This window comes from [Borrelia] tanukii, from assembly GCF_030439725.2.
GTDB classification, from domain to species: Bacteria; Spirochaetota; Spirochaetia; order Borreliales; family Borreliaceae; genus Borreliella; species Borreliella tanukii.
The window spans coordinates 552,487-573,725 of record NZ_CP124034.1; the positions used below are offsets into that span (position 1 = coordinate 552,487).

A 21,239-nucleotide genomic window follows, 5' to 3' on the forward strand; every position below is an offset into this window, starting at 1 on the left:
TTTTGCTGCTTTGAATAATTTAAATAATATTAAGGATTCAAGTAAATTTTTTATGTATAAATTGTTGTTTATTATTGGTTTTGTTTTGTCTTGTAGCTCTATTTTTAAGGAATATCAAAATATATCGGATGAATATTATAAGCTTGCAAAATTAAATGAAGAGCTTGGTAATGATGAGACTTCTGTTTTGCTATATGAAAAATCTATTAAATTTAATATTAATGCTGGTGATGATTCAAGTTACAATTTTATTTTAGCTTACATTAATTTGAAAAAATATGAAGAAGCTGAGTTGAAACTTAATTCCATCATAAAAGAAGATCCAGAAAATATTTTGTTAATTAATTTGAAGGGATATTTATTTTTTAAGAAAAATGATTTAGATAATGCTTTGATTTATTATTTGAAAACCTTAGAATTTGCGCCTGCAAATAAAGAGGCTTTATTTAATATTTTTTACATTTATCATTTAAAGAACGACAAAAAAAATGCAAAAAAATATATTTTAAGATATAAAGAGCTAAATCATCCTATACCAAGTGGTGCAGAAGAAATGGTTTCTTCTGTTGTTAAGAATTAATTTTTTAATTTTTTGTTTACTTTTTACTTTTTTACTTTATGATAATTATTATATAATAAGGTGTGCAATATAAACCCTGTTTTATTTTTCATAATTTCATAAATTTTTGTAGGAGAGCTTGTATATGATTAGGCTTAAAGTTTTAATTTTGTGTTTATTTGGGATTTTTGTGGTTAATGGTTTTACAGATACTAATTTTGAATTAAATTTTGGTGGTGGTGTTTCTTTTCCCGCTAGTCCCTTTTCAAGTTTTTACAATGAGGCTTTAGAGATTAATAAGAAGCTTAAGCAAAATTTGTCTCCAATAGAAAAAGAAGAGATAGTCCAAAATTTTTCCGATTTGGCTAATATTGCTAAAGCTGGAGTAAAATATGGGACTTATGCTCAATTTGGTGCTAAATTTGATGATTTTATTTCTGTTGGATTTGAGCTCATGTTTGACATGAATCTTCTTAAAGTAATAAAGCGTTCAGATGGAACCGCAAATGAAAATTTCTCGTTTATTATGGCAATAACACCGAGATTTTATACAAAATTAGATTTTTTTGTTTTAGCTTTAGCGTTTTTCACTGGGCCTAAGATTAATATAGCTACTTCTGCTGCAGATTCTGTTTTAGCAGAATTGGGAACAATGGGTTGGGATATTGGTGCTAGACTTTCATTCTCTTTTTTAATTCTTGAAGGTTACTATGTTTGGAATATTCAAAACGTTAAATTTTCTGATTTCAAGTTTGGAATAGGATTTGAATTTGGAATTGTGTAATTCACACAGTATTTTTTGATTTTTCTTTTTATTATTGAGGCTAAAATGTTTTAATGACCTTGTTTTAAAAATTTTTAGTTATTTTATGCGTATAAATTATGTTAACTATCAAATTAAGACTGTTGAGATATAAATATTTCTTATAAAAAAACGAGGAGTTAGGTGAATTTACTTAAAAAAAAATCAATAGGAATTATTGCTTGTCCTGGGGGTAGAGTTTTCGCCAGTAAGATAATAGAAGAGCTTGAAAGGATATTTATAAATGTTGAAAATGATATTTTAGATAGTATATGCCAAGATTCTAAAGCTCTAAAGGAAGAAATTTTTAAGATTGAAAAAGTTTTATCTCCTTTTTTAGAAGGCCTTAGTTTATCTACCCTTAAGAGTAAAGAGCCTTTAGAAATTCCTGTAAAATTTGTTAAATTTGCCAATGGTGAATTTAAAACTGAAATTTTAAAAACAATCAGGAATAAGGATATTTTTATTGTTCAAGATGTTGCTAATACTTACGAAGTTGAAATAAATAGTAATGAAAAAATAATTATGACAGTTAATGACCACATAATGAATTTAATGACGACAATAGATGCTTGCATGCAGGCTAAAGCCAACTCTGTTAGTGTTATTGTTCCGTCTTATCCTTATTCAAGGCAAGATAAAAAACATTCAAGAGAATGTTTAACGGCAAGTCTTATTGGAAGATTTTTAGAAGAACTGGGGATTAGACATATTTTGACTTTAGACATTCACTCAAAGGCCATTGAGAATGTATTTAGGAAGGTTTATTTTGAAAATTTAAATGTTTCTTATGAAATCTTTAGGTCTCTTAGGGATTTGCTCGACATTAAAGATTCCAATTTAGTTATTGTTTCACCTGATACGGGTGCTGTAAGTAGGAATAAATTTTTTGCATCAAGCCTTAAGAGTCCTCTTGCCTTGCTTTATAAGGAGAGAGATTATTCAAGAGTTTCAAATGATGCTGCCGATTCAAATATTTCTGTAACCAAACTTTTAGGAGACGTTGAAGGTAAGAATGTTTTTATGAGTGATGATATGTTAGCTACTGGGGGTACTCTGATCAAGGCAATGAAATTGCTTAAAAGCATGGGCGCTAAAAAGATTGTATGTGGGATTAGTTTGCCATTTTTTAATGGAGATGCTATTAAATATTTTGACAAAGCTTATGAGGAAGGGTATTTTTATAAAATAATTGGAACAAATGCTGTTTATCATAATGATGAATTAATAAATAAGCCTTGGTATCATGAAGCTAATGTTGCATATCTTTTTGCAGATGCAATCTTTGCAATTTATAATAAAGTTGGTTTACAAAAAATTCTTGACAGAAGGGATGATATTCAAAAATTGATTGCCAAAGGTTAATTTATGAATGCTCTTAGTATTGATATTGGCACTAGTGTTTTAAAGGCAGCATTAGTTAGTTCTGAAAATGGAGTTTTAAGCTATATCGATATTAGTTATTCAGATTATTTTGATGTCGATTTCGAAAATTTTGACTTTAATATATGGCTTTTTTCTTTTAAAAAAGCCATATCCAACTTTCAGTCTAGCAAAATAGATTGCATTTCTGTTAGTGGTATTTCACCATGTTTAATTGCTTTAAATTCAAATTTAATTCCTTTGGAAGTGTTACATTGGAATTCCCTTAAAATTAAACCTGATTTTAGGGGGAAGTCTGTATTTTTGCCCTATGTGCTTAGTACTGTTGAAAGAGGAACATATTCTAAAATAAGCTATTTTGTTTCTTGTTTTGAGTATTTTATTTATTTGCTTACTGGAAAGCTTTTTACAAGCTTTCCAAGTATAGATTATATTCCTTTTATTTGGGACGATGTGGAGATAAAAAAATATGGGCTTGATAAGAACAAATTCCCTCCGTTCATAAGAATGGGAGAAAATATTGGTGTTGTAACTTATAAAGCAGGAGTTGAATTTGGACTAAGTAGCGGAATTAGTGTAATTAATGCGGGATCAGATTATTTGAGTGTTTTGATGGGAAGTGGTGCTTTTCAAGAAGGGATTGTGTCAAATAGAATGGGTACAAGTGAAGGATTTAATTTTGTTTCAAGCGCATATTTACCCGGATTTTCTTTGGAATATCCTTATTTTTTAGAAGGATATTTTATTGTTGGGAGAATCGTTCCTTTTGGATATTTGATTCAACTATTAAAAGACAGCTTTTATAAAAAAAGTTTGACTTTTGAGTTTCTTTTAGAAAAGATTGTTAAAAGTGCCATTTTAAATGATGTATACTTTTATCCAAGCAAAATTAAACTTTTTAATGATTTGTTTATTTTAGATCCTTATATTAGTAAAGATTTAAGTAAAGGAATTTTTGGCAGTATTAAAAATCCATTAGAGATTGGTTTGGCAATACTTGAGTTTGTATGTTTTGCTTTTTACAACAGATTAGTAGAATTAAAAGCCTGTAAAAAAGAAATTTCAAGTATTTTTGTTAGTGGATCTAATTCCGATAATTTGCTTTTAAATCAAATAAAAGCAAATATTCTTGGCAAAGAGTTGAAGATTTTTGATTTTAAGCATTCAGAGATTATTGGAGGGGCAATTCAAGTATTCTATTCGTTAAAAGAATTTGGCAGTTTAAATGATTCTTTTTTAAAGCTTGCAAAGATTAAGCACGTTGTTTCGCCTATTATCGAGGTTCATGAAGAATATTTAGAAAAATATCAAAAATATATTAATAATTATAGCTTATTTGTTAACGGGTAATATGTAAGTTTCTTTAAATTCACTTATTCCTGCTATTTTTTTAAGGTCTGTTTTTGCTTCTGATTTGGTCTTATAAGGGCCAGATCTCACTCTGTAAATATCTTTATTATCTACTGTTGCAGAATATATTTTGGCAACTATATTATATTTGAGTAATTTTTGAATATAGTTGTCTGCATTGATTGGGTCTGAGAGTGATACAAATTGTATGTAATATTCTGTATTGGGGTCATATATGTTATCAATATTTAAATTTTTTTGTGCTAAGGATTGGGATTTTTCAATGGTTTTTAATTTTTGAGAAGCATTAGGTATTTTTTGAGTTGTAGGTTGAGATTTTTCAATGGTTTTTAATTTTTGAGAAGCATTAGGTATTTTTTGAGTTGTAGGTTGAGATTTTTCAATGGTTTTTAATTTTTGAGAAGCATTAGGTATTTTTTGAGTCGTAGTTTTTTTTTCTTTGTTTAAATCTTGTGTTAAATCTATGATTATTTCATTTGGAGTTTCAGATACCTTTAAAGATTTTTCATTTTGGTCAACGTTTTCTAAAGTGCTTTCATCTTTAGTTTCTTCTAAAACAATATTTTTCTCTGCAATATCTGAGGCCAAATTTTTGTTTGGAAAGAAAATAATTGTCCCAAGAAAGATTATGATACAAACTGTTGCAATCGAGGTTAGTGCTACAAAAAATCCTTTGTTGTTATCATTGTTTTCATTCAAATCTTTCATAGTTAATGATCCCCCGCATTTTTTTTTCAATTTCTTTTTCTAGATATGCATAATTCTTATTATTAATTATATTGATTATTCTTAAGTTTATAATATTTTTTTTAAAAAAAATATCTTTTTGAATTTTGAGTATTTTATTGATTATATTTAAGTCTATGTTTGGTGTAGAATATGATAATCTATTTTTTATTATAGAAGTCTTGGCTTTGACCACGATTATATAGTCGCAAAGTTTTTCTAAATTTATTTTAAAAAGTAAAGCAGCATTGATTAGTATTTTTGTAGATTGGCTTTGAATTAGGATTTTTTTTGTTTTATTAAGTATGATTGGGTGCGATATGCTTTCAAGCTTCTTTAATGCGCCACTGTCATTAAATACAAGATTTCTTATTAAGAGTCTGTCTATTTCATTTTTAGTATTTAATATTTTTTGACCAAATATTTTAACCAATTCTTCTTTTTTTTCATGTAAGACTGAATGTCCAAGCTTGTCTGCATTTATTTCGTAAAATCCATATTTATTGCTAATTATTTTAGAAGCAGCATCTTTTCCAGATGCAATTCTTCCCGTTATTCCAATGATTAATGGATTTCTCCCCATGATTTACCCGTTTCAATATTTGCTCTTAAAGGTAGATTTAATGTGTAAGCGGTCTCCATCATATTTTTTAATATTTTTTTTGTTTCATTTTCCTCTTCAATAGGGGATTCAATGAGCATTTCATCGTGCACCTGCAATAATATTTTTGATTTCATTTTTTTACTTTTAAATTCATTAAATACTTTGATCATTGCAATTTTCATGATATCAGCGGCACTTCCCTGAATTATGCTATTTATTGCGATTCTTTCTGCGGCAGATCTTTCTAGATAATTATTGCTATTAATTTCTTTTATATATCTTCTGCGTTTTAAAATTGTTTCGCTATATCCAGAATTTCTTACGAAGTTTATTTGATTTGTTATAAACTCTTTGATCTTTGGATAAGAGTCAAAGTAAGAGTTTATAAATCCTTTTGCTTCTTCTTTTGTAATTCCCAGTTCTTTTGCAAGTCTAAAATCTGACATTCTATAAATTATTCCGAAATTAATAGATTTTGCTATTCTTCTCAAATTGGGAGTAATTTCTTTTTCCTCTATTTTAAAAAGCTTAGAAGCAGTTTCTGCATGAATGTCTTTATTGTTTTCAAATGCTTTAATAAGGACTTCGTCTTGTGATAAATGAGCAAGTATAGCAAGCTCAATCTGAGAATAATCAGCAGAAATAAAAATATTTCCATTTTCCGGTTTAAATGCTTTTCTTATTTTTCGACCTTTCTCTTCTTTTATTGGTATGTTTTGTAAGTTGGGATTTATGCTGGTGATTCTACCAGTTGCTGTTTTTGTTTGTATGAAGCTTGTATGCAGCCTATTTGTTTTATAGTTTATTAGTTCTATCAAATTATCTGTGTAAGTACTCTTCAATTTTGCAATTTGTCTGTGTTTTATTAGGTTTTCAATTGATTCATGCTGTCCTTTTAGAGATTCAAGCACTTTTATATCAGTTGAATCTTTTTTCATTTTCTCTGGTAATTTTAGATTTAATTTTTCAAATAAAATTTCATGCATTTGTTTTGGAGAATTTAGATTAAAATCAATTCCTATGCTTTTTATTATTTCGTTTTCGATTAGTTCTAATTCTTTTCCAAGTTCTTTTCCATATTCTTTTAAATATTCTTTATCAAGGTAAATGCCATTTTCTTCCATTTCTATAATTACCTTGTTAAAAGGCATTTCTATTTCGTACATCAACTTATCGAGTCCGTCTTCTTTTAATTTTTCGTTAAATACATTAAATAATCTAAATGTAATATCAGCATCTTCAGATGCATAACTTGTTGCCATTTCTAAAGATATATTTGCGAAGTTATCGGTTTTTTGTATTACATCTTCATATTTAATATTTTTATGCATTAAATATTTTTCTGCAAGAAAATCAAGCGATACTTTTGAGTTTGTGTCAATAAGGTATGCTGCAATCATTGTGTCAAAATAAGGTGGTATAGGGTTAAATCCATTATTTTTAAGTATTTTATAGTCAAATTTATAATTTTGACCAATTATTTTTGGTTTTGATTCAAATAGATTGTTAAATTTTTGTATTATATAATGTTTTTCTATGTAAACTTTTCCTTTAGCTTCGATTGGAATATAGTAACCCTCAAATTCTTTAAATGAAATGGAAATCCCAATTAATTTTGCTGTGTAGGTGTCAAGCGAAGATGTTTCTGTGTCTATTGATACGTATTTAGCTTTTTTAAGGCTTTCTATTAAATTGTCAAGCTCTTTTTTTGTTGTTATTGGATGGTATTTGACATTTTCTGTGTCAATTGTATTTAGGGTATCTAAGTTGCTGATAGTAGGTTCTTGCTTAAATAAGCTTTTTTGGTCTACATTTTCTTTTTCTTGTTTTAAGATGTCCTTTTTATAAGTTTTTATTAGAGCAATTGCTGAATGTTTTTCAAACAAAGATATTATCTCTTCACTAAAATTTTTTAAGGCGAAGTTTTCAATTTCTGGAATTTTTAAATTTTCTTCAAGACTTACAAGATCATAGCTTAAAAAAGCATTTTCTTTTTCTCTGATTAAAATTTCTTGATGTTTTTTATTTATTCGCTCTATATTTGAATATATTCCTTTTAATGTTTTAAATTCTCTTAATAAATTTGCTGCTCCTTTTGGTCCAATGCCTTTTATTCCGGGTATATTGTCAGATCTGTCTCCAACAATAGCTAAATAATCTTTTATTTGAGAGCTATTTATTCCAAATTTTTTTATTACGTATTCATTATTCATTTCAATAAAGCTGTTGTTTTCAATTTTAAGTATTTTGATGTGCTCTGACATTGTTTGTAGCAAGTCTTTGTCAGGGGAAATAATGTAAGTTAAATAGTTGTTTTTTGCAGCTTTTTTCGCAAAACTAGCTAAAAGATCGTCAGCTTCGTAGCCTTCGATCTCAAAGATTGGTATTTTTGCCTTTAAAAGACCTTCTTTTATCCATCCGATTTGAGGTATTAAATCATTAGGAGGTGCATCTCTTGTTGCTTTGTAGTTTGGATATTTTTGTTTTCTAAAAGTTGGTATTTCTGAGTCAAATGTAATAATCAAATGTTCAGGATTTTTTTCTTTTATTATGAAAAATAATGTTTTAAAAAAGCCAATAAATGCGTTTACATTTTCTCCTTGCGTGTTTAAAAGCGGATAATTTTTCATTACGTGATAATTTCTAAATATTATGTTTAATGCGTCAACTAGGTAAAGTTCTTTCATATTTTAATATCTAACATTATAGGCGAATTGCTTACTGTAATACGGTTTTGATGTTTTTTGATTTTTGGGATTTTTCTTTTTGCATTTACAATTTGTTGTAATATTTTAGAACAAATTTGATATTTAATATATATTTCTTCTTTTAGTAAGTTAATTTCTTTAATCAAATAGTCGAAATTATCCAATTTTTGGTTTTTAGATTTCAACCATGCATTTATTGTTTTATAATAGTTTGTTATTGATTCTAATATTAAATCTTTTTTAGGATTGGTTATGTTTAATATTCCTATTTCTTCTCTTTGCAGTTCATTACTTTCTATTGTTAATATTAACTTTAATTCTTTTAATTCTAATAATAAATTGCTAAAATATTTTTTTAAAATTTCATTAGCTGACAATATTGATTCCTAATTTATTTTGAGTAACATTATTTTCTTTTTTTAGCTGCTTCCAGGTAAAGCTTAATATTTGCAATTGTTTTATAACATTGTCAATTTTGTGTATTTCTTTTTTTAAAAGAACATTTTCGAGCTCTTTATTTAAAAATGAGTATATTGAGAGTAAATTTGTAGAGATGTTTCCACCTTGTTCAAAATTTAAGGTTGACATTAATTCAGTAATGATTTCTTGTGCATGAAAGATTTTTTCATTAGCTTTAATTCTATTTTGCCAATTTTCATCTTGTATAAGTTCTTTGGCAACTTTTAAATCCTGTATTGCTTTGTCATAAAGCATTATCAATATTGAGAGGGGGTTTGATGTGTTTATTTGCGTTTGTTTATATATTTTTTCTTTTGCTATCAAAATTTTCCCTCTAATCCAAAAGTTTAATTTGTTCTATTATTTGGTCTTGTTTAAAAGGCTTTGTAATGTATCCTCTAGCTCCAAGAGATAAAGCTTTTTGTATTAATTCTTGCTTTCCAATAGCTGTAACCATTAATATATTAAGCTTTTTAGTCAATTTCTTATTAATTTCATGCATCCTCTCAAGAGCTGTAATTCCATCCATTCCCATCATTGTTATATCGAGTGTTATTAAATCAATATTGTTTTGCTTCTCAAATTCTTTAACAGCTTGAATTCCATCTTCGGCTTCTAAAAATTCTTTAAATCCCAATTGCTTTAAGATTTTTATTAAGTTTTTTCTCATAAAAAGTGAGTCATCAGCTATTAAAGCTTTTTTGCCTTCTTCCAAACAAGTGCTCCTTTACTCATTCTAACATATTAAAATATCTTTAACGACAATTAAAGTATAATTCACATTTTTTATAATTTTGTCTTTTTATTGATATTTTTATTTAAAGATTATTTTAGTTTAAACATAGGTAAAAATAATATATATTTTTTGGTGTTCTTTTATAATTTGTATAATAAAAAAGTAAGCTTTTCTTTTGAATTTAGATTATTTGATAAAATAATAAAGAATATGTTAAATTTTACCCTATGACCAGCAAAGTACAGCAAGAAATTGCAGACCTGAAGAAGTTAATCAGAAAGTGGGATAAAGAGTACTATGTTGATTCTTTGCCTAGTGTTGAAGATTTTATATATGATAAGCATATTTTAAGGCTTCAAGAGTTAGAAAGTAAGTATCCCGAATACAAAACTTTAGATTCTCCCACTCTTAAATTTGGTAGTGATCTTTTGAATGACTTTAAAGAGGTTGAACATTCTGTTCCTATATTAAGTCTTGATAAGGTTTATGATCTTAATTTGCTAAAAACATGGATAGATAAGATTGATTTTAACGATTCTTTTAATATTTCTGTTGAGCCAAAGATTGATGGATGTTCTATTGTTCTTTATTATAAAGATGGCATTCTTGAAAAAGCTCTTACTAGGGGTAATGGAAAATTTGGTAATGACGTTACTAAGAATGTTAGAACTATTAGGCATATTCCTTTATTTATTGATGAAAAGGTTGATTTAGTATTAAGGGGAGAAGTTTATATTACTAAAGAAAATTTTTTTAAAATAAATAAATCTTTGGAAAAGCCTTACACTAATTCTAGAAATTTAGCTTCGGGAATACTTAGAAGGGTTGATAGCAGAGAGGTTGCTAATTTTCCTTTAAATATTTTCATTTATGATTTTTTGAATGCTGGGTTGGAGTTTAAGACTAATAATTTAGCTACTGCAAGACTTAAAAAATTGGGTTTTAAGGTTAATCCTTTGATTAGGTTTTTTGATCAAAAAAGTTCAATCGAAGAAGTTTTAAGTTATATAGCAAATATAACAAAAAAAAGAAATTCTTTTGAGTATGAAATAGATGGAGTTGTTCTTAAGGTCAGCGATTTTGCGCTAAGAGAAAGATTGGGGTATACTTCACATCACCCTAAATGGGCAATGGCTTACAAATTTGAAGCGCTTTCAGGTTTTAGTAAGGTAAATAGTATTGTTGTTCAGGTTGGGCGTAGTGGTAAAATTACTCCGGTTGCTAATATTGATAAAGTTTTTGTTTCAGGAGCTTTTATTACTAATGCAACATTGCACAATCAAGATTATATAATGTCAATTGATTTAAATGTTGGTGATGTTGTTAAAGTTTCAAGAAGGGGAGATGTAATTCCTGCTGTTGAAATGGTGATAAATAAATTTTCAACAGGATTTTTTAAGATTCCTGAGAATTGTCCAGCTTGCAAAACGGTTGTAGTAAAAGAAGGAGCGCATTTTTTTTGTACAAATAATAATTGTCCTTCAGTAGCAGTTGAGAGAATCAAATATTTTTGCAGTAAAAATTGTATGGATATTGAAGGATTTTCTGATAAGATTATTTCTTTTCTTTTTGAGAATAAATTTATTTCTTCAGAAATTGATCTTTATACATTTGATTTTTATAAACTTCTTAAATTTAAAGGGTTTAAAGGTAGAAGGATAAATAATTTGATAAATTCAATTGAAGCTAGCAAAAAAAAACCATTTAGTAAATTGCTTCTTAGCATGGGAATTAAAGAGTTAGGGGAAAACACAATAAGGTTATTATTTCTTAATAATTTAAATTCATTTTCAAAACTTTTTAGGCTTTGTCAAGATAAGGATTTTGCTTTTTTAACATTGTTGAAAATTAAAGGCATCGGAGAAAAAATTGCTTTTAATATTATTGAAGCTTTTAATGATTCAATAATGATTAATAAGTTTAAATTTTTTGAAAATTTGGAATTTAAAATGGAAGAGTGTATTGTGATTGATGATGAAAGCAATTTATTAGCTGATAAAAAGTTTTGCATTACTGGAGCTTTTAATGGTTATTCTAGGTCCATTATTATTGATAAGTTAAAAAATAAAGGATCAATTTTTAAAGCTTGTGTGACTAAGGATTTAGATTTTCTTGTTGTAGGAGAAAAAGCTGGGTCAAAACTTGAAAAAGCTTTGAATTTGAACATAAAAATTATGTCTTTTGAGGACATTAAGAATTACTTAGATTAAATTAGATTTAAGAGAGTTTGATTTTTATTTAATTATTTTTATTTGCTTAAATTCAGGCTTTAGACTTTTATACATAATCCCTAGTTCGTGGATATTTTTGACTTCTATTAAGTTCCTAAAAAATTCTTCTTTATTTTTTAGAGTAGGGTTAATAAAATATTTTTCGAATTTATATTTTGAGATTATTTCATGATTTTTTAAAGCCTCATTTAAATTATTAGTTGGATCTATTTCAATGTAGTATGTGTTTTCTTTTTTAAATGCAAATTGATCTCCTTTTTCTTTAAATTTATAGTTATTAAGGTATATGTCAGGGTAGATTTGAAAATCTGCTGTTTTGATCATAGTTGTTTTGGGGGTGCTTTTAGTATTTTCTTCTAAATCTTGGTTTTCATTTTTTTCTGTGGGCCTAGTAGGCTTCAAATATTTATTTTCTAATTCGTTATTTTCTTCTAAGTCATCATTTTTATTTGTAATGACTGGAGGAGCGAAAGTTTCTTCGTTAAATAATTTTTGAGAAATTTCTTTTTTTTTAAAATTATTTAATTCTTTTTGAAGTTTTAAAATAGTCTCTTCATTTTCCTTTATTTTATCTTCTAGCTCTTTGAGTTTGTGTTTATCAGTTCTTATTTTTTTTTGATTTTCTTTGTTTATTGCTTCATTTGTGCTAATTTTTTTTCTCAGGTCATTGATTATTTTCCCTATTGAAGATAAGTTTTCTTCAATTTCTTCTAAGTTTTTATTTGAGTCATCTTTTTTTTTAAAATTTCTTAATTCTCTTTGCAAGTCCAAAATAGTATTTTCGTTATCATTAATTCTGTCTTCAAGTTCATCAAATTTTTTTTCATTAATAGCAAAATATTTTTCGTTCTCATGAAGGGTTTCTTTTAGATTGTTTATTATTCTTTCATTAGAAGGACGGTTGTCTTCATTTATTTCTTCAATTTCATCATTATATTCATAATTTTCTTCAAAATCATCATCATCATCATCATCTTCTTCTTCAATGTTTTCGGTATTTATTTTTTCATAATTTTCATCTTCTTTAGGTCCGAGTTTTTCGTTAAGGAGCTTTTTTATTTCTAATATTTCGTTTTTTAATTTATTGGTTAAAATTTCATATTTTTTTGCTTTTCGTTCAATTGATTCTATTTTTTCTTTTTCATTTGCTGATACTTTTTGATTTTTGTTTTTTAAAAGCTTTTCTATGTTTTTAATTTTATTTTCATAATTTTCAATTACAGATTTTAGATCATTTTCATCCATTCTTTTTTTAAACAGTTTTTTGTCTCTTATATTTTCTGGCAACTTTAGATCTTTACCTTTTTTGGGGTCTTTATAAGAAACTATGTTTTTGTTTAAATGTTTTGGGGTATTTATTTGATCGTTTTTATTCCCAGTATCTTTGAATTCTTCACTTAAGTCTTCAAAGGGAATTTCAATGCTAGAGTAGCTTATTGTATTATTAGCTCCAAACAATAATATACATGAAAGTATTATAAAGTATTTAAAGCTTAGATTTTTTGTTTTATTCATAAAGTCCTTGTTTTTATTTAGAAAACATCTATAATTTATAATGTTAGCATAGTTTGTCCATTTATCAAAAGCGATAAAAATCAACGAAGATGCTATTTTTATTGACAAGTGGATACTAATTTCAAATTAGTTTTAAGTGAATTTCTTATTAGGTTGCTTTAAAATTGTTACGTATGTTGGCAAGGTCAGCTGTTTTTGAAGTTTTATTTTCCAATCCTTTTTATTTATGTAATGATAGGTTCTTGCTGATTTAATTTTTTTGTTTAGTTGGAGTTTGTGAATTTGACAAATGCAGATGCATATGAATTTTGGGCTTTGCCAGTTTGTTGTAATGTTAAAGATTCTTTTATTGAAGATTTTAGCTTTGTAGATGAACATGTAAGTTCAATTTTTAGTATCAGTTATAAAGACAATATAACTTTAAAGTTTAGAGATTTTGTTGATTCTAATGAATTTAATTTAAAGCTTTTTGATAATAAAATAAGCTTTGAAGGTCAAATTCCCTTGGTTTTGTATTCAGATAATTTGGATTGTTTACTAAAAGCAGAAAAAAGTGTTCTTTTTAATCTAAGAATTGACGATGGGAGTAATAATTACTCTTCTGGATTTGAAAAGAAAGAATCAGAAACTTGCAATGCTTTGAATGCTTGTTATGAATTTAGTGATTACAATAGTTTTCCAGACGACTTTATTTTAGTTAAAATATTTTTTGATTCTGAAAATTTAATTATTGATGCTAACGTAGACAATATTTCTTTTTTGAAATTTTTTATTAGTGAAAATTTTGGTGTGAATAAAGACAAAATAAAAATCAATTCTATTAATAATTACTGGTCTAGTTCTATTTTTCCTATTTCTTTTAATGCAATTTTGCAAGGCATTGTAATTTCAAAAAGAATTAATAAAAAGGTTAATGTTGTTTATTACAAAAGGCATTTTGGAGTTTTAGATAATTTAAATTTAACCTTTTCAGTTTCTAATTGTTTATTGGAAGGTGGCAAGCTTTCAAAGATTATTTTAAAAATTGTAATAAATAGACCTTTAAATTTTTTATATAAGTTTTATTTTAAATTTATTAATAATATTTTTAAAAATTTGTTTTTTGATGGATTTTTAGAATTTTCTTTTGTTGAGGATAAAAGTGACTTCATATTTTTTTATGACAATCTTTTGGCATTTGAGACCTCTGTTTATAATTTTATTTATTCCAATTTTTACAATCTTGCTTTAGTGATGTCTTGTGAGCCAATAGGTTATTTGCTTACGCAAATTAAAGGTGATTATAGTAGTTTTTTTAAAATTTTTAAAAAATTAGATTTAAAGAATTCTTTGATAAAGAAATCTTCTGTTTTAAGTGTTAATAAAAATTACAATATTTTTGATACTAGTCGCAGGGGAGTTGGTTTTGCGTATTTGAATTCAAACACTTATTTTTTAGGTGGAGAGCAATACGTTGTTGCTTTCTTATATAAGGACGGATTAAATATATTTTTACCCTACAGTATTATTGACAACAATTTAAGCAACTATTTGAAAAATAGTTTGGCAAAAACATTGGGCTTGGCCTATAGTAGCATAAATTTTTTAATAGATGAGAGTGTATTAGATTTTGCTGATTTTCATAGTCTTCTTTTTAAAGATCCCTATTTGATTGAAAAAGCAATTTTAAGCATTAAGGACAATTTTTCTTCTTTGATAAGTGCAGATCTTATAAATGAATATCCTGTTATTTTTAAAGAAAAAATAGCTGTTGATTATGTTAATGATTGTATGCTTGGGTGTTCTGTTGAGCTTAAATTTGAATTTTATTCTCTTAGTGTTGTTTTTAGCAATGTAAGCTTTTTTGTAGAGCAAGGCAAATTTGTCAAGCTTAAGTTAAATAACAAAAGAATTCGTACAATATTTGGGTTAGCGGTTGATTATGTATTTTGCAGTGCTAATGTAAATTACAACATTAAAGATTGTTTGAGCTTAGAATTTATTGAAGATGGCGAGTTTGTTTTTTCTTTTAGAAGTTTTTTTATCGTTTCTGTTTCTGCAATTCGAACTGCTTTGATCCAGATGTTTGCTTTTAATACAAGTAGTACGCCTCTTGATTTTGAAGAAATTTTAAATAGCTGGAGTGTAAAAATTGATATTAATTAATTTCAATTTAAATGGGGAGAGTGTTTCAAAAAAGATTAGTCTTTCTTTGGCGACTAGAAGTCTCTTGGAGTCTATATTTTTTGCTAAGAGTAATAGTTTGGAGTACGTTAATAATAACAGATTTTTTTTAATTTTATTAGATTCTAGACTTGTTTATTCTAATTTAATTCCCGCTTTTATTTTAAATGGTCGTAGTGTAGTTACTCTTGAAGGACTCAAGAAAAAAAGTTTTTATCAGTACATGCAAAAGATTTTATTAGAAGATGATTTTAATTTTTGTAGCAATTGTTTTGAATCCAATATTTTGCTGTTTTATTACTTTTTGGAAAATAAGATTGTAAGCAAATCGGATATTTTAGCCTATAGAAATTCATTAAAATGTAATTGTATGGATGTTAATACTTTTTTATCTCTCTATTTGAAAGCTGAAGAGTTGTATAGAAAAAATGGTTAATGTTAAGGTTTATTATCCTGAAAGTTTTAATATACTCGCTAATTTATTTAACAAAAATTTAAATAATTATATCATTTATAATGAGCTAGATTTTAAAAAAAATCCTAATTTATTCAATAAAGAAACACACATTGATAATTTTTTTCTTGTTGGTAATTTTGAAAAATTTAATAAAGTGTCTTTAAGGGGTAATTTTCTTGAAATGGGACCGTGCGTTACTTATAACGAGATACTTCAGATTGGTAAGCAAAATATTCCAAGTTTGCTTTATGAATTTATTTCAAAATTTAATGATAAAATATATTTAAATAGCATTAACCTTGCAAATGGGTTTTATTATAAAAATACTATTTTTGATATTTATCCTTTATTGTTGAGCCTTGATGCTCAAATTGAATTTAAAAATGTTTTGACTAAAAAAACCTATGTTTTTAGTGCTTATAATTTAAATAGGGTTGAGTATATTGCAAACCGAAGTATTGTTCTTGTTACTAAATTTAAATTTCCAATGATGAATCTATGGAACAGAAGCTTTTATCATAAAGTATTTTTCAATACCTCGTCTTTTGACATTTTAGAAGAAACGGACATTATTTTTATATGTATTCTTTTAAACATAAAAAGAGATGTTATAAATGATTTTTTGTTAAAAATATTTTATGATGATAAAGTGATCGTCATAAAGGATTTTCAGATTTTACTTTTAAACAAATCTTTGCCGCTTTCATTTTCTGAAATAGAAAATTCTCTTAAAATGTTGGATAAAAATATAAGAGATTCTAAAAATTTTAATATAGGAGAGAGAAATTTAAAGCTAATAAAGAATTTTTATTTAGATATATTAATGAGTTTTAGTTTTTAATGGTCCAAATAAGTTTAATTACTATCTTTAGTATGCTATATTTCTTATATAAAGGGAATATATTTATTTTTATGTATTATAATGTAAAAAGTTAATCAAAAAATAATATTCATAATGAGGGGTTTCTATACTTATGGTAAAAAAAGAAGCAATTATTAAGGCTGTAAATGGTTTACATGTTAGGCCTGCATCAACTTTTGTGAAAAAAGCTAAAGAATATTCTAGTGAGATAACAATAGAATCTGATGGGAAGTCTGTTAGCGGAAAGAGTTTATTCAGGCTTCAAACTTTGGAATTGTCATCAGGTAAAAAGCTTTTGATATGTGCTGAGGGTGAGGATGAGGAGATTGCTGCTTCAGAGCTTGCAAAGCTTATTGAATCTTTTAAGGAATGAATTTTAGAGGGATTTAAGTTATGACTTTATCGGGTAAAAGAATATCTAAAGGGATAGGCATTGGAGAAGTTCTTTGTATTAGGAAAAATTTTGATAAAATTGTAAGTAGAGAAAAAATCGATTTTTCTCAAGTTGATAGTGAGATATCAAAATTCAATAAAGCTAAGTCAAAAGCAATTGAAGCGCTTAAGGATCTTGAGAGAAAGGCCGTGCTTCAATTTGGAGATGACAAGAAAGGTATTTTTGAAGGTCAAGTGTTGATTGTTGAAGACGATGAATTTTCTGAGCTTGTTATTGAGTTTATTACAAAGGAAAATTATAGCGCTGCTTATTCTATTTATTTGGCGTTTGAAAATTTGGTTAAAAGCGTGGAAGACTATAAAGATCCTTATTTAAAAGAAAGAGCATCTGATTATAAGGACATTAGAAATAGATTAATTTCCATCATTTTAGGTCAAGTAACCGATTTTTCTGAGATTAATAAAGATGTTATTCTTGTTACCGAGGAATTAACACCGTCTGATACCATGCAGTTTGACTTAAATTATGTTAAAGGATTTTTAACTGCAGTTGGAGGAGAAACTTCTCATGCTGCTATTTTGGCAAGAACAATGGGGCTTCCAGCGCTTGTTATGACTTTACTAGACATTGATGCGTTAAAGGATGGTGATAAAATAGTCATTGATGCAATATCTTCTATTGTTATTAAAAATCCTTCTTCTGATGAGCTTAATCTTTATGAAGGGAAGATTTTGCGTCAAATAGAGATGGAAAAAGAGCTTTTTTCTTTAAAAGATAAAGCTGCTGAAACAAAAGATGGCGTAAAAGTGTTTTTAAAGGCAAATATTGGAACACCTGTTGATGTTACCTATGTTAATAAATACGGTGTTGAGGGAATAGGTCTTTTTAGAACAGAATTCTTATATATGAAGTCTTTACAGCCCCCAACAGAAGATGAGCAGTTTGAAACTTATAAAAGAGTTATAGATACAATGGAAAAGAAAGGGGTTGTTACGATTCGTACTCTTGATGTTGGTGGGGATAAGGAAATTCCCTATCTTAATTTTAAAAAAGAGGAGAATCCCTTTTTGGGCTTTAGGGCGCTTAGGATGTATAAGGAATATGAGGAATTAATCCAAGCACAGTTTAATGCTATTTTTAGAGCCAGTCATTATGGGAAGATAAGGGTAATGGTGCCTATGCTTACCAGATATGAAGAGATTGAAACGATCGAATATTTTGTGAATAATGCAAAAATCAATTTGAGGTCTAGAAGTTTGCCTTTTGATGAAAATTTGGAAGTGGGTTGCATGATAGAAGTTCCTTCTGCAGCTTTAATTTCTTCTAAACTTGCTAATAAATTGAATTTTTTTAGTATAGGAACTAACGATTTAACCCAATATGTTTTAGCTGTTGATCGTGGTAATCAAAAAATATCAAATTTATATGATAAGTATAATCCTGCTGTTTTGAAATTAATCAAAAAGGTTCTTGACGATGGAGTTAGTTCTGGAATTGATGTATCTGTTTGTGGCGAGCTTGGCGGAGATGATGCTGGAGCGTTACTTCTTGTAGGTCTTGGATTTAGATCTTTGAGTATGATTCCTAGTGCTACACTTAGAATTAAATATTTGCTTAAAAAGTATACAATAATGGAATTGGAAGAATTGGCAAATAGGGTTTTAAATAGCGATTCTGAGCAAGAAACTTTAAGTTATTTTGATAAATTTATAGGAGATTAGTTATATGGGGTTTTTAGATTTTTTTAAAAAAACCGCTACATTGGATTTGATTGCTCCGATTAGTGGAAAAGTTATGTCAATTGATAAGGTTCCCGACGAAGCGTTTGCTGAAAAAATAGTCGGTGATGGAATTGCAATTCTTCCAACAAGTAATGAGTTGCTGGCGCCTTGTGATGGTAAAATAGGTAAAATTTTTAAAACTAATCATGCCTTTAGCCTTGAAACCAAAGAAGGTGTTGAAATTTTTGTCCATTTTGGAATTAATACTCTTAATTTAAATGGCAAAGGTTTTACAAGAGTTGCTGAAGAAGGCGTTAATGTCAAGCAAGGCGAAGTTATTATTAGGCTCGATCTTGAATATTTAAAAGAGCATTCGGAATCCGTTATTACTCCGGTTGTTATTGCAAATTCCGATGAAGTTTCAAGTATAGAATATTCTTTTGGAAAGCTTGAAAATGAGGCCGAATATATTTTGCTGTCTTCAACTGTTTTGACAGAGGAAATTAGACATAAAATATCTCAAACAAAGCCTGTTACTGCAGGTAAAGATTTAGTGTTGCGAGTTAAAAAGTAAAAAGAGAGAGTTTTAAACCCTCTCTTTTGTTTTTAGTCATAACAAGTCTTTTTCTAAAAATTCGTTTATTATGTTTATAAATTTTCCTGGATTTTTGCTAGGCATTCCTGAAGTTAGCATAGCTTCCTCAAAAAGGAGAATACTTATTTTTTCCAATTTTTCAGGCTCTAGATTTTTTAAATTTTGGACTATTTTATTATTAGGGTTTAATTCAAGTATTGGTTTAATTTCTTTTACCTCTTGTCCCATTGACAGCATGATTTTCTGCATTTGGTAAGTTGGATCGTTGCTATCAACAATTATTGCTGAAGGTTCTTTTATCAATGTTGCCGAAAGATTGACCTCTTTTATGTGATCCTTAAGGATTTCTTTTACTTTTGTAAGAATATCTTTGAACTCTTCTTCAATTTTTTTGAAATTTTCATCTTTTAATTCATTGCTAGTTTCATTTTTGTTTATTGCTTTTAATTTTAATCCTTCGTATTCTGGAATTAGATTTAAAATAGCCTCATCAAGTTCATCGTCCATGATTAGGATTTCAAATCCTTTTTCTTTATAGGCGCTTACTATTGGATTTTCTTTTAATATATTTTCTTTACCACCTGTTATATAGTAAATGCTTTTCTGGCTTTCATTCATTCTTTCTTTGTACTCTTTAAAAGACACAAATCCATCTACGCTTGAAGATTTAAATCTTATCAATGAGATAAGCTTTTCTCTGTTTTCAAAGTCAGAATAAACACCTTCTTTAATGCATCTCCCAAATTCTTTGGAAAACTCTGAAAATTTTTCAGGATTTTTTTTACTTAGCTTTTCAAGCTCGCCTAGTATTTTTTTTACAGAAGATGATTTTATTTTAGACAAAATTTTATTTTGCTGTAAAATTTCTCTACTTACATTGAGTGGTAAATCTTGGCAGTCTATAATTCCTTTTATAAATCTTAGATAGTTTGGGAGCAAACTGCCTTCAGAATCTGTAATAAAGATTCTATTTATAAATAGCTTTACCCCAGGTTTAGTGTTTGGGTAATATAAATCATAAGGAGCTTTACTTGGAATATAAAATAAATTAGTATATTCTAAATTCCCTTCAGCTTTTGTATGAATATGCAGCAATGGATTTTCATAGTCAAAGGTTGTATTTTTGTAAAATTCATTGTATTCTTCTGATTTAATTTCGCTTTTATTTTTTGTCCAAAGAGCAGTGGTTTCATTTAATTTTTCTTCTTTTTCTTCTATTCCTTCTTGTTTTCCGTCCTTCATTATAGGTTCGCTGTATTTTATATAAATGGGATAATTTATGTGATTTGAATATTTTTTGATAATTTCTTGAATTTTCCATTTATTAGCATACTCAAGCCCTTCTTTATTAAGATAAAGCTTTATTTCTGTGCCGGACTCTTCTTTTTTTGCTTTTTCTATTTCATATCCTGTTTTGCCATCGCTAGACCAAATGTAAGCATCGCTTTCTAGTGCTTTTTTTGATGTAACTTCTACTTTTTCTGATACTATGAATGCACTGTAAAATCCAACTCCAAACTGACCAATTAAACTTGCAGATTTTTTTTCATCTTGTTTTAAATTGTTAATAAATTCTTTAGTTCCTGATTTTGCAATTATCCCAAGATGATTAGTTAAATCTTCTTCGTTCATTCCGATGCCATTATCTTTAATTAGGATACTTTTATCGTCAAATGTTATTTCTATTTTTGGTTCTAAAACAATGTTTTTGAATTTTTCATTTGTCAAACTTAAAAACTTGAGTTTATCAATGGCGTCAGACGCATTTGATATCAATTCTCTTAAAAATATTTCTTTATGAGAGTAAAGAGAGTGAATGATTAAATAAAGCAAATCATTTACTTCTGTATCAAATTGTTTTTTCATGTAAATTTTCCTTTTCAATTTAATCTTTACTTTTTTTATAATATAACATAATCTAAAAATAATAAATAAAGCAGTTTGTTTAAAATA

General features: G+C 27.3%; 19 protein-coding genes. 11 read left to right on the forward strand and 8 right to left on the reverse strand.

All coding sequences use genetic code 11. The features are described 5' to 3' along the window. Positions 1-52 precede the first annotated feature (52 nt). From QIA27_RS03220 to QIA27_RS03235, 4 genes are all read left to right on the forward strand, one after another. Entirely contained in the window at positions 53-580 is a 528-nt protein-coding gene (locus QIA27_RS03220) for a tetratricopeptide repeat protein (protein WP_301386427.1), read from the forward strand. A 124-nt stretch (positions 581-704) separates the two neighbouring features. Next, positions 705-1,343 carry a hypothetical protein gene (locus QIA27_RS03225; RefSeq protein WP_301386428.1) on the forward strand — a complete coding sequence of 213 codons (639 nt, stop codon included), beginning with the start codon at positions 705-707 and terminating at the stop codon, positions 1,341-1,343. 162 nt (positions 1,344-1,505) lie between these two features. Further along, a complete protein-coding gene (locus QIA27_RS03230; protein WP_301403589.1) occupies positions 1,506-2,726 on the forward strand; it encodes a ribose-phosphate pyrophosphokinase in 1,221 nt (406 codons plus the stop codon). 3 nt (positions 2,727-2,729) lie between these two features. Continuing rightward, the gene (locus QIA27_RS03235) at positions 2,730-4,094 is read left to right on the forward strand and encodes an FGGY-family carbohydrate kinase (protein ID WP_301403590.1); all 1,365 of its coding nucleotides are present in this window, start codon (positions 2,730-2,732) and stop codon (positions 4,092-4,094) included. Here QIA27_RS03235 and QIA27_RS03240 read toward each other — a convergent pair. The 6 genes from QIA27_RS03240 to QIA27_RS03265 are packed head-to-tail and all read right to left on the reverse strand — an operon-like array spanning position 4,077 to position 9,327. Next, complete coding sequence (locus QIA27_RS03240) at positions 4,077-4,823, reverse strand: SPOR domain-containing protein (RefSeq protein ID WP_301403591.1); 747 nt, start codon at positions 4,821-4,823, stop codon at positions 4,077-4,079. The two genes, QIA27_RS03235 and QIA27_RS03240, sit on opposite strands and share 18 nt — an antisense overlap. Beyond that, positions 4,807-5,424, reverse strand: a complete 618-nt coding sequence (gene coaE / locus QIA27_RS03245; RefSeq protein ID WP_301386432.1) for a dephospho-CoA kinase — start codon at positions 5,422-5,424, stop codon at positions 4,807-4,809. Before coaE ends, QIA27_RS03240 begins: the two co-directional genes overlap by 17 nt. Beyond that, positions 5,406-8,132, reverse strand: coding sequence for a DNA polymerase I (polA, locus tag QIA27_RS03250; RefSeq protein WP_301403592.1), 2,727 nt, complete (start codon positions 8,130-8,132; stop codon positions 5,406-5,408). The genes coaE and polA overlap by 19 nt, the downstream gene beginning before the upstream one ends. Then, a complete protein-coding gene (locus QIA27_RS03255) occupies positions 8,129-8,530 on the reverse strand; it encodes a hypothetical protein (protein ID WP_301403593.1) in 402 nt (133 codons plus the stop codon). The genes polA and QIA27_RS03255 overlap by 4 nt, the downstream gene beginning before the upstream one ends. Next, positions 8,520-8,936, reverse strand: a complete 417-nt coding sequence (fliS, locus tag QIA27_RS03260; protein WP_301353841.1) for a flagellar export chaperone FliS — start codon at positions 8,934-8,936, stop codon at positions 8,520-8,522. The genes QIA27_RS03255 and fliS overlap by 11 nt, the downstream gene beginning before the upstream one ends. Before the next feature lie 10 nt (positions 8,937-8,946). Continuing rightward, the gene (locus tag QIA27_RS03265; RefSeq protein ID WP_301353842.1) at positions 8,947-9,327 is read right to left on the reverse strand and encodes a response regulator; all 381 of its coding nucleotides are present in this window, start codon (positions 9,325-9,327) and stop codon (positions 8,947-8,949) included. Between the two features lie 248 nt (positions 9,328-9,575). On the opposite strand from QIA27_RS03265, the gene ligA reads away from it, so the two are divergent. After that, positions 9,576-11,558, forward strand: coding sequence for an NAD-dependent DNA ligase LigA (ligA, locus tag QIA27_RS03270; RefSeq protein WP_301403594.1), 1,983 nt, complete (start codon positions 9,576-9,578; stop codon positions 11,556-11,558). Positions 11,559-11,582: 24 nt separating this feature from the next. Here ligA and QIA27_RS03275 read toward each other — a convergent pair whose 3' ends face one another. Then, positions 11,583-13,094 carry a hypothetical protein gene (locus QIA27_RS03275; protein ID WP_301403595.1) on the reverse strand — a complete coding sequence of 504 codons (1,512 nt, stop codon included), beginning with the start codon at positions 13,092-13,094 and terminating at the stop codon, positions 11,583-11,585. A 282-nt stretch (positions 13,095-13,376) separates the two neighbouring features. Here QIA27_RS03275 and QIA27_RS03280 point away from each other — a divergent pair, with 282 nt between their 5' ends. The 6 genes from QIA27_RS03280 (at position 13,377) to crr (ending at position 19,265) form a co-directional block, all read left to right on the forward strand. Continuing rightward, complete coding sequence (locus QIA27_RS03280) at positions 13,377-15,239, forward strand: hypothetical protein (RefSeq protein ID WP_301403712.1); 1,863 nt, start codon at positions 13,377-13,379, stop codon at positions 15,237-15,239. Then, complete coding sequence (locus QIA27_RS03285; RefSeq protein ID WP_301353847.1) at positions 15,226-15,693, forward strand: hypothetical protein; 468 nt, start codon at positions 15,226-15,228, stop codon at positions 15,691-15,693. The genes QIA27_RS03280 and QIA27_RS03285 overlap by 14 nt, the downstream gene beginning before the upstream one ends. After that, entirely contained in the window at positions 15,686-16,555 is an 870-nt protein-coding gene (locus QIA27_RS03290; protein WP_301353849.1) for an FAD binding domain-containing protein, read from the forward strand. Before QIA27_RS03285 ends, QIA27_RS03290 begins: the two co-directional genes overlap by 8 nt. A 133-nt stretch (positions 16,556-16,688) precedes the next feature. Then, positions 16,689-16,949 (forward strand): HPr family phosphocarrier protein, encoded by a 261-nt coding sequence (locus QIA27_RS03295; protein WP_183219403.1) that lies wholly within the window; start codon positions 16,689-16,691, stop codon positions 16,947-16,949. A gap of 20 nt (positions 16,950-16,969) precedes the next feature. Then, complete coding sequence (gene ptsP / locus QIA27_RS03300) at positions 16,970-18,691, forward strand: phosphoenolpyruvate--protein phosphotransferase (RefSeq protein ID WP_301386439.1); 1,722 nt, start codon at positions 16,970-16,972, stop codon at positions 18,689-18,691. Between the two features lie 4 nt (positions 18,692-18,695). After that, positions 18,696-19,265: a PTS glucose transporter subunit IIA gene (gene crr / locus QIA27_RS03305; protein WP_301353852.1), complete on the forward strand. Its 570-nt coding sequence runs from the start codon at positions 18,696-18,698 to the stop codon at positions 19,263-19,265. A gap of 36 nt (positions 19,266-19,301) precedes the next feature. Here the strand turns inward: crr and htpG are convergent, their stop codons facing one another. Then, positions 19,302-21,152, reverse strand: coding sequence for a molecular chaperone HtpG (htpG, locus tag QIA27_RS03310; protein ID WP_301403596.1), 1,851 nt, complete (start codon positions 21,150-21,152; stop codon positions 19,302-19,304). Between the last annotated feature and the right edge of the window lie 87 nt (positions 21,153-21,239).

Excerpts from the sequence above, each read along its gene's own strand:
- QIA27_RS03220 (WP_301386427.1), top strand. The coding sequence starts at position 53 with ATGTATAAATTGTTGTTTATTATTGGTTTTGTTTTGTCTTGTAGCTCT.
- QIA27_RS03225 (WP_301386428.1), top strand. The coding sequence starts at position 705 with ATGATTAGGCTTAAAGTTTTAATTTTGTGTTTATTTGGGATTTTTGTG.
- QIA27_RS03235 (WP_301403590.1), top strand. The coding sequence starts at position 2,730 with ATGAATGCTCTTAGTATTGATATTGGCACTAGTGTTTTAAAGGCAGCA.
- QIA27_RS03240 (WP_301403591.1), bottom strand. The coding sequence starts at position 4,823 with ATGAAAGATTTGAATGAAAACAATGATAACAACAAAGGATTTTTTGTA.
- coaE (WP_301386432.1), bottom strand. The coding sequence starts at position 5,424 with ATGGGGAGAAATCCATTAATCATTGGAATAACGGGAAGAATTGCATCT.
- polA (WP_301403592.1), bottom strand. The coding sequence starts at position 8,132 with ATGAAAGAACTTTACCTAGTTGACGCATTAAACATAATATTTAGAAAT.
- ligA (WP_301403594.1), top strand. The coding sequence starts at position 9,576 with ATGACCAGCAAAGTACAGCAAGAAATTGCAGACCTGAAGAAGTTAATC.
- QIA27_RS03275 (WP_301403595.1), bottom strand. The coding sequence starts at position 13,094 with ATGAATAAAACAAAAAATCTAAGCTTTAAATACTTTATAATACTTTCA.
- QIA27_RS03290 (WP_301353849.1), top strand. The coding sequence starts at position 15,686 with ATGGTTAATGTTAAGGTTTATTATCCTGAAAGTTTTAATATACTCGCT.
- QIA27_RS03295 (WP_183219403.1), top strand. The coding sequence starts at position 16,689 with ATGGTAAAAAAAGAAGCAATTATTAAGGCTGTAAATGGTTTACATGTT.
- ptsP (WP_301386439.1), top strand. The coding sequence starts at position 16,970 with ATGACTTTATCGGGTAAAAGAATATCTAAAGGGATAGGCATTGGAGAA.
- crr (WP_301353852.1), top strand. The coding sequence starts at position 18,696 with ATGGGGTTTTTAGATTTTTTTAAAAAAACCGCTACATTGGATTTGATT.
- htpG (WP_301403596.1), bottom strand. The coding sequence starts at position 21,152 with ATGAAAAAACAATTTGATACAGAAGTAAATGATTTGCTTTATTTAATC.